Raw genomic sequence first — 8,664 nt, 5'->3', positions numbered from 1 at the left:
TTACGGGTACTGATCCTGCTCATTTTGTGTATGAGGGTGGGGATCCGTATAGCGTGGAGGAGGCTCGGGGTCGTGGTTTTAGCGCTATGAGGTCGTGTTCGAATGATGTTGATGGGACGTCTTTGTATATGTTGTCTGCTTCGGTGAGGGATACTTCTCAGCGTAATTCGAAGGAGGAATACAAGCAGAAGGTGCAGGGGATGCGTGATTTGTGGGAGTCTCAGGGGCATGAGGTTTTGAGTGTGGGGCCGGTGAGTGCTGGTGCTGAGATTAGGTTTGTGACGGATGCTGGTACTGAGGTTCGTTATAGTGCGGGGGAGCACGCTGAGATTATCCAGGTTCAGACGGCGTGTGTTTTGTCGAAGTAGTTGGTTTGGGGCGTTGTTGTTTGTAGTCCGGGGGTGGCTGTGTCTTTTCTGTTTCTTGGGTGTTTTGGTGGGGGTGTCTGTGAGCTGATGGGCAGATGGTTCGTTGGGGGTCTTTGTTGAGGGGTTGTGTACCTGGGTTTGAGAGTGTTTTCTTGGGCCCGCCCTTCTACCAGCCTGAACCACCGCTGTGCTGCCTGATGACCTAGCTTTTAGATACACCGCGGCCCCGCACCTTCTGTGTGAAGTGTGCGGGGCCGCAAAGCATCGGAAAGGGAGAGTAACCTACCCTCGGTATGCCTCAGCAGGCTAGTGGTGCTTCTTACCTATCGGCAGGAAGTGCATAACCAGGGCAATGAAACCGCCCCAAATCGTACCCAAAACCATGGAGCAGAAAGTATTAATGCACCAGGTCAGCGCACCGCTCAAAGCAGGAACCAGGGTGCCATAGTGCTCCAGGTGGTGAACAAAGCCGTAAGGAGCATGCCAGCCCAGCTCATCCAGGCCAACCAGAATAATGTGGCCACCCACCCACAGCATAGCGAAAGTACCAACAATAGAAATGATGTTCATCAGGACCGGCATGGCCTTGACCAAGCCCAGGCCAAACTTCTGGGCACCAGCAGACTTGCTCTGAGCCATATGCAGGCCGATATCGTCCATCTTGACCAGCAGGCCCACCGCACCATAAACCGCTACGGTGATAGCGACACCAACGATCGCCAGAATAATAGCCCGCGACCAGAAACCCTCACTAGCAACCTCATTGAGCGCAATCACCATGATTTCCGCGCTCAAAATAAAGTCGGTGCGTACCGCGCCGGAAACAACCTTCTTCTCGGCCTCCGGGCCTGCAAGGAGGACTGGAGCCTCAGCCTCTATGTCTTCCTTCGGGGAAAGTAACTCAATAACCTTCTCAGCGCCCTCAAAGCACAGGTAGGTACCGCCGATCATGAGTAAGGGAGTGAGGGCCCAGGGCAGGTACTGGCTGAGTACAAGAGCCGCTGGCAGAATAAAAATCAGCTTATTCCGCAGTGAACCCACCGCGATCTTCCGAATAATCGGTAGCTCACGTTTAGGCTCAACACCCTGCACATACTGAGGTGTTACTGCCGCATCATCAACCACCACGCCAGCAGCCTTAATGCTGGCTCGACCGGTAGCTGCCACAATATCATCGGTGCTAGCTGCCGCCAGCTTAGCCAGAGCGGCAACATCATCAAGTAAAGCGGCTAAACCACCGGCCATAGTAACTCCTTGGAAAAAGTGAATATCTGCCTCTAAGAATAGTGCCCCACCTGCGAGAACCCACTAGGGCCCTGGGCACATTTTCGCTCCCGGGGTATCTTATGCCAGCTCTGAGGGAATAAGCGTGGCATGAAAACAGTTATGCACTGCGTACATTAGACTCACGAAAGGCACCCCATTGACCACCCTCTTTGAACCAGCACAGGCTGGCTCACTTACCCTCAAGAACCGCATCACCATGGCCGCCCTCACCCGCTCCCGCGCGGGACTAGACGGGGTGCCCAGCGACCTACACGTAGAGTACTACACCCAGCGAGCCAGTGCTGGCCTCATCGTCACTGAAGGCACCCGCACCAGCCACGTTGGTCAGGCCTTCCTCGGCCAACCCGGTATCCACACCCAGGACCAGATCGCTGGCTGGCGCCGTGTAGCTGACTCCGTACATTCCGCCGGTGGTACCATCGTCATGCAGATTATGCACGGTGGTCGCCTAACCCTGCCCACCATCAACAAGGGTGAACAGGCTGAAGCGCCCAGTGCCATTGCCCCCGGCGTTACCCTGCACGGTGCTAACGGCCGCGAAGACGTACCCACCCCACGCGCCCTTGACTCAGATGAACTGCCCCGCATTGTGGAAGAGTTCGTGACAGCTGCCCGCAACACTATTGAAGCCGGTATGGACGGCGTAGAAATTCACGGTGCCAACGGCTACCTCCTACACGAGTTCCTTGCCCCCTCAGCCAACCAGCGCACTGACTCCTACGGTGGTTCACCCGAAAATCGTGCCCGTCTGGTTATTGAGGTGGTCCGCGCCGTTGCTGATGCTATTGGTGCCGACCGCACCGCCCTGCGTATCTCACCCGAGCACAACGTCCAAGGCAACATTGAAGATAACCGCGCCGAGACTCTAGCAACCTACGACGCTCTCCTGGCGGGAATCAGCGACCTGGACCTGGCCTACCTCTCAATCCTGCACGCAGATATTGAGGGGGACTTTGTTGCCCACCTGCGCCAGGCCTTCGGTGGCTTCACCCTGCTCAACAGCGGGTTCGCTGAGGTAACCGACCGTGCCGAGGCAGAGCGTATCGTTGAGGGTAACCTAGCGGATGCCGCAGTAGTTGGCCGCCTGCTCATTTCCAACCCGGACCTGGTACGCCGCTGGCAGGCAAACCTAGAACTCACTGCTCCCGACATGGCAACTTTCTACACCCCCGGCGCTCAGGGCTACACCGACTACCCCTTTGCCGGCTCGTAAATATAACTATTCAGGCATATAAAAGAGCCGCCCTCTTTCCCCTTGATATCAAGGGGAAAGAGGGCGGCTCATGAGATCTGAGCAGACGTGCTAGGCGCTGACTTCTGCCTTCTCAAAGGTTGCCGTATCAATGACTACGCGAAACTGGACATCGCCCGCGGCGACACGTTCGTAGGCCTCATCGACCTGATCGACACCGACCTTCTCAATCACAGCGGCAATACCGTGCTCGGCGCAGAAATCCAGCATCTGCTGAGTCTCGGGAATACCGCCGATATTGTTGCCGGTCAGTACCTTGCCGCCGCCAATCAGACGGTTCATGTGGAGGGAGAGAGCCTCCGGCGGCAGGCCCACCACGCTCATAATGCCACGGGGCTTAAGTAAGCCCAGGTAGGAATCCAAATCAATGGGGGCAGAAATAGTGTTGAGGATCAGGTCAAACTCCCCGCGGTGCTCCTCAAAGAAACCTTCCTCGCTGGTTGCCAGGGTACGGGAAGCGCCCAGCGCGGCGGCGGCCTCAGCCTTCTTCAGATTGCGGGAGAGAACCGTTACCTCAGCACCCATGGCGGCAGCAATCTGCACACCCATATGCCCCAGGCCCCCCAGGCCCAGAATAGCGACCTTAGCGCCGGGCTTAAGGCCCCAGCGGGCCAGGGGCGAGAAGGTGGTGATGCCAGCGCACAGCAGGGGAGCGGCCACATCGAACTCAAGAGCATCGGGAATATTCAGCACAAACCGCTCATTGACGGTGATCTTCTGGGAATAACCACCCTGGGTGATAGAGCCGTCAACATCCTTGGAATTGTAGGTTCCCACGGCCCCGTTCAGGCAGTTGTTCTCAAACCCGGCGGTGCACTGCTCGCACTCACCGCAGGAATTGACCAGACACCCCACACCTACGCGGTCGCCTACCTTGAACCTGGTAACAGCCGAGCCTACCGCCTCAACGGTGCCGGCAATCTCATGCCCCACAGCCAGGGGGAAATGGGCTTCACCCCACTCGTTATGAATCGTGTGAATATCGGAGTGGCAGATACCTGTTGCCTCAATCTTGATGACAACATCATCTTCACGGGGGTCCCGGCGCTCAAGCTCAGTGACCTTAAAAGGCTGGTCGGGGCCAAATTTTTGCAGGGCTTTGACGGTATAGGGCATAACTTTCCTTTGTGTGAATCTGCCAGGGTAGCTCTAACTCTACGCCCTGCTCGAGACTTTTAGGCCTCGGGTTCACCCTCAGAGTGACGAGGTGCTGCCAAGAGCTGCTGCCGGTCGGCCCGCAACCGCAACCAGTAGGACAGCGGACCCACCAGGGGTAGGAAAAGGGTGAAGAGAACCCACTTGAGCTTCTGTATCTCGGTCAGGTGGCTCTGGCGGTGAATAGTGAACACACAATACAGGGCCAAACCTAAAGACAGAAAAAGAATGGGGTAGAAGAACCAGCCGAAAACACTGACGGTGGAGCTGGTTTCTGTGGCAAGAAGGGTCACGGTGGGGTGAGGCATACCCACCATTGTAACTACCGGGCTTAAAGAAAGCGCGGGTGCCTGCTCCGCTGGGGAGAGGGCACCCGCTAAGGGTTTACCTCAGAGGGCCTTGGCAAGGGGCCTATTCCTAATGTGCTCCAGGATCACATCGAAGTTGCTGGCTCCGGGGCTGGCGTGAATCACCTTGTGAACGCTAGCGAACCAGGTGAGAGGGCCAGCAACGAGCCTGAGCCTGCCTTACCTACCCCTGATGAACAAGCCTCTATGCCTTGCGGCGACCTGCCCGAAGAACAGCTACACCAGCTAGCAGAGCCAGGCCGCCAGCGGCGGCAATCAGGCTGGCGGTAAAGCCGGTGTTAGCCAGGCGGTTTGACGAAGCAGAGCTTGATTTAGTAGCGCCAGATGAGGCCTTCACCGCGCTACCGTCCTCTGCCCTATTGGTGTAGTTGGGGTTCAGCTCGCACCCGAGCTGGTCACCATCGGCGTCCAATCCCTTGTGGAAACCGGCTTCGTCGGAGCCAATGGGGCGACCTAGCTTATCCCAGACAGCGGCACAGTTCTCGTAGGTAAAAGGGGTTTCAGGAGTGGTGGGTGCCGGGGCGCTGCTTGTCTTCGGAGCCGGGGTTACTGCCCCTTGACTGGGGCTAGGAGCCGGCTGGTCTGTGGGATCAGCGGTGGGAGTAGGCTGAGGGGGCTCAACCGGTGCAGGGGGCTCAGCGGAGGAGCCTGTGAACTTGGCGCTCAGGCGAACAAGGGTGCCTGTGACATCGCTGGGATCGGCCAGTTCAATCTCATGCTGCCCGGCGCTAATGCCCTGACCCGCCAAATCTAGAGCTACAGTTGCGGTGCCGTCTGTGGCTACCTCAACGGTGCCGACCTCAATACCATCAATGGTGACCTTAAGTTCGGTCAGTGCAGGGACGCCGAAGCTCCGTACATTCAGGTCAGCCAGCGAGAACGTGAGCTGGCCATTGACGTCGTAGCCGGCTGCCAGATCCTGGACCTTAACAGCCTGCTTGGCATAGTTGGGGTTCACGGTTCCGTTTGCCTTGAAATAATTCACGAAGGCATCAGAATCCACCAGTGCCGTATCCTTGGGGTTGGTGCCCTGGGTAAAAGTACTGAAGTTATCGCCGCCACCGAGCAGGAAGCTGGGGATAGCGACGGTAAAGGTATCGGTATCTTCTACCTTCTTACCGTTCACATACACATCGAGGATATTTGAGCCGCGAGTTGCGTACCCGGCTGCATCGGTAGACCCGGTGTAGGTGTAGGTGACGTTGGACGAGAAACCTAGCTGCAGGTAGGGGCGGTTAGCCATCTCGCCTGCGGCGTTCTGCTGCCACTGCTCTTCCAGCACAGCCTTAAGCTGTTGGCCGGTCAATTCGGTGGTCCACAGGTTGTTAGCGAAGGGGGTGACATTGACGATATCCATGACCCGCACGTTCTGGTTAGCGGCCAGACCCAGGCTGGTGCGCAGGCCACCGGGTAGCTCATCGCGCAAGCCGCCGGGGTTGACAATGCCGATATCGGCGGGTGTGCGACCGGTTGAGTTCGCGGCTGCCAGGTACATATCGGCAACCAGGTGACCCATAGTGGATTCGTAGTTGCGCATATCGAACCCACCCCGCGCCTCCTTGCCAGCATCGAAGCCAGTGGTAATAGGGGCGCCAACCTGCCCAGCAAGGACTGAGCCTTGCTCAGTTGCATAAGAATTAGCTTGGCTGACAATAGTGTTAACCTGGGCCAGTACCGGATCAGCGGCAATCTGATCGGCAGTGGGCGCATCCATACGTTTGACCAGCTCAGAAGAATAGGCTGTTACCTCACCTGCATCATTTAACCTCAGGACAACCTTACCCAGGTTATCGCCATAGTTACCGGTCTGGACCACGGGGCGAGTCTTGCCCGGCTGCCCGGGAACAGCGCCGTCAATCACGTACTCCTGGTGCGTATGGCCTGTGAAGATAACATCAACATTTGCGCTGGTCTGGTTGATAATGGCATCACCGGCAGGATCAGCAGTATTGACACCCTCATGGTACTCGGCAACAATGACTTGGGCCTCACCGTTGGAGGGGTCCCCGTCAGAGAGCTGGGCGGCGTATTTATTGACCGCCGCAACCGGGTCGGTGAACTGTAGAGAGGCAAGCTGGGACGGGTCAGTCAGCTGAGGGGTCTCGGTAGTGACTGCACCAATCACAGCAACAGAGGTGCCGTTGACCTCGGTGATGTAATAGGGTTCCAGGGCAGGGGAGCCGTCCGTCTTGAGGACGTTAGCGCCCAGGTAAGAAAAAGATGCGGCGGGGATAATGCGGTTGAAGAGATCCTGAGCGCCGGCATCGAACTCGTGGTTACCTACAGCGCTGGCTCTGAGGCCGAGGGCATTGAGGTACTCCAGGGTGGGCTGATCCTTTTGTACGCTCGAAACATAGAGGGAGGCACCCACGTTATCACCAGCGGCGAGCAGGAGTGAACCCCCGTGCGCTTTCGACCGCTCAGCCTGAACCGTGTTAGCAAGGCCCATAGCGATGCTAGTAGATACACGGCCGTGAAAGTCGTTGATGTTGAGCAGGGTGAGAGTTGTTGAATCTGCGGCACCAGCACCCGGTAGGGGAGCTACAACCAGGGCAAGAACAGTGGCACCGGTTGCGGTAATACCGGCAAGGCGGCGTGACAGAGAGGAAGCCATGCTTATCTTTCGTGTGTTTTTGGGAGTGTGCTACACAACAGGATAGCCCGAAGTGGCGCACAAGCCCGGCAGAAGGCAGTGACTTTTAGATGAAATGCCATTGCCGGCAGGCGGTCTATGGACTTCTTGGGGGAAACTAGGAAGCCAGTTCGTGCTCAAGCGCCGTGCGGAGCTCTGGCTCAAAAAACACATAGCCACTCGCCAGGAGCTTTTCTGCGCTAGCGTTCTGGCTTGCTAGGGCAAGCTCCTGTGCGCCCTCGGCTCCCAAGAGTAAGGCTGGGCCGAACTTTGGGACAGGCAGGAAAACCGGGCGTTTGAGTGCCGCACCCACTGTCTTAGCAAGCTCCCGGGCCGTAACAGGGTCTGGAGCGACCGCATTGACCGGCCCCCTGAGCGACTCGGTCATCACCGCGTGCACATAGATACCGGCAATGTCATCTAGGCTGATCCAGCTCTGCACCTGCTGACCGTTCCCAACCCAGCCACCCGTCCCGGTTGCAAAGAGAGGTAGCTGGAGGCGTAGCATACCGCCCAATACCGACTGCACCAGGCCTGTGCGCACATTGACCACGCGCACCCCGGCATCCCGGGCGGGTTGGCAGGCAGCCTCCCACTGCTGACATACCTCGGCCAGGAAGCCGTTCCCAGCTGGCATATCCTCAGTCAGTAGCTCATCACCCCTGCCCAAACCGTAAAAACCGACAGCCGACGCACACACAAAGACACGCGGCCCCCTGCCCTCAGCGGCCAGCCGAGCAAGAGTCTGCGCCAGCACCGTTGTAGAGCCTACCCGTGACTGAAGAATCGCTTTTTTATTCTGCGCCGTGAAGCGCTGGCTAATACTGACACCGCCCAAATGAATCAGCGCATCGGCACCCTCAAAAACAGCCTCATCAATCTGCCCGCTCTCGGGATCCCAAGCAAACTCGTTCTCGCTGGTTACGTTACCGCGCACCAGCGTGCGGACGGTGTGCCCACCGCCGGTCAGCAGGGCTGTTACCTGCTTGCCTACCGTGCCGGAGGCCCCAGCTACCACCACGGTCATCGGCTCCCTGGCATAGCGCTGCTGAAAGCTTAGGTCGGCGGTGATACGGCGCTCGCGGGCGGTAAAGACACGCTCTAGCTGACGCTCGATAGCAGGTCCGGTGATCTTCTCGCCCCCGCCCAAGATAGCCTGAAGTGCCGAGTCCGCGCCCGTGAGCACTCGGTTACTACCGTCTGAACCAGCAAGGCTGTAGTCGGGCAGAACCCGGAACTCAACCGCGTCACGAACCAAGGTGCGCTCATGACCTGCGGAGAAACTATGAGTATGCTCCCACCGAGTAAAAGGCCCGCGAGCCATCTCATCTGTAAAAGAGTTGGCTTCAGCAGCTGTATGGCGGGCCTGCCAGGGAAGGGTAAGCAGGCCATAGGTCAGTGGTAGCGCAACGCTAGTACGCGCTATGCTCCCCGGGGCCTGAGGGTTACCTTCCTGCTGCACCTGACCAGCCCAGTGAGGGGTTGCTCGGGTCAGCGCGCCCGGGCGATGAAACCAGGTACGCACCGTCTCAAGATCAAAGGGATAGGTTGAGGTATAGCTAAAATTGCCGGTCATGAGGACTCCTAAAATGGTCAATAGAT

Annotated in this window: 7 protein-coding genes; 2 read left to right on the top strand and 5 right to left on the bottom strand. The window is 57.8% G+C overall.

Translation table 11 applies throughout. From position 1 onward, the window contains the following. On the top strand, nt 1-368 hold a 368-nt coding region (locus ACN082_RS08085), incomplete at its 5' end, for a hypothetical protein (protein ID WP_419100353.1). A 306-nt stretch (nt 369-674) separates the two neighbouring features. Here the strand turns inward: ACN082_RS08085 and ACN082_RS08080 are convergent. Beyond that, complete coding sequence (locus ACN082_RS08080; RefSeq protein WP_419100352.1) at nt 675-1,613, bottom strand: DUF808 domain-containing protein; 939 nt, start codon at nt 1,611-1,613, stop codon at nt 675-677. 178 nt (nt 1,614-1,791) lie between these two features. Here ACN082_RS08080 and ACN082_RS08075 point away from each other — a divergent pair, with 178 nt between their 5' ends. Beyond that, nucleotides 1,792-2,868: an alkene reductase gene (locus ACN082_RS08075; protein WP_419100351.1), complete on the top strand. Its 1,077-nt coding sequence runs from the start codon at nt 1,792-1,794 to the stop codon at nt 2,866-2,868. Between the two features lie 90 nt (nt 2,869-2,958). Here ACN082_RS08075 and ACN082_RS08070 read toward each other — a convergent pair whose 3' ends face one another. The 4 genes from ACN082_RS08070 to ACN082_RS08055 form a co-directional block, all read right to left on the bottom strand. After that, the gene (locus tag ACN082_RS08070; RefSeq protein ID WP_419100350.1) at nt 2,959-4,023 is read right to left on the bottom strand and encodes an NAD(P)-dependent alcohol dehydrogenase; all 1,065 of its coding nucleotides are present in this window, start codon (nt 4,021-4,023) and stop codon (nt 2,959-2,961) included. 59 nt (nt 4,024-4,082) lie between these two features. Further along, on the bottom strand, nt 4,083-4,370 hold the full coding sequence (locus tag ACN082_RS08065; protein ID WP_419100349.1) for a PLDc N-terminal domain-containing protein: 288 nt from the start codon (nt 4,368-4,370) through the stop codon (nt 4,083-4,085). Between the two features lie 244 nt (nt 4,371-4,614). Next, nucleotides 4,615-7,044 (bottom strand): 5'-nucleotidase C-terminal domain-containing protein, encoded by a 2,430-nt coding sequence (locus ACN082_RS08060; protein WP_419100348.1) that lies wholly within the window; start codon nt 7,042-7,044, stop codon nt 4,615-4,617. Between the two features lie 136 nt (nt 7,045-7,180). After that, nucleotides 7,181-8,638: a TIGR01777 family oxidoreductase gene (locus tag ACN082_RS08055; protein ID WP_419100347.1), complete on the bottom strand. Its 1,458-nt coding sequence runs from the start codon at nt 8,636-8,638 to the stop codon at nt 7,181-7,183. Nucleotides 8,639-8,664: the final 26 nt, after the last annotated feature.

Origin of the sequence: Rothia sp. CCM 9417 (genome assembly GCF_048513575.1) — a bacterium.
Taxonomy (GTDB): Bacteria; Actinomycetota; Actinomycetes; order Actinomycetales; family Micrococcaceae; genus Rothia.
The sequence above is the reverse complement of the archived record's forward strand: the minus strand, read 5'-3'. Positions and strand labels throughout refer to the sequence as shown.

What these genes read in the sequence shown, in the direction of transcription:
- ACN082_RS08080 (WP_419100352.1), bottom strand. Translation starts at nt 1,613, where the DNA reads ATGGCCGGTGGTTTAGCCGCTTTACTTGATGATGTTGCCGCTCTGGCT.
- ACN082_RS08065 (WP_419100349.1), bottom strand. Translation starts at nt 4,370, where the DNA reads ATGCCTCACCCCACCGTGACCCTTCTTGCCACAGAAACCAGCTCCACC.
- ACN082_RS08060 (WP_419100348.1), bottom strand. Translation starts at nt 7,044, where the DNA reads ATGGCTTCCTCTCTGTCACGCCGCCTTGCCGGTATTACCGCAACCGGT.
- ACN082_RS08055 (WP_419100347.1), bottom strand. Translation starts at nt 8,638, where the DNA reads ATGACCGGCAATTTTAGCTATACCTCAACCTATCCCTTTGATCTTGAG.
- ACN082_RS08070 (WP_419100350.1), bottom strand. Translation starts at nt 4,023, where the DNA reads ATGCCCTATACCGTCAAAGCCCTGCAAAAATTTGGCCCCGACCAGCCT.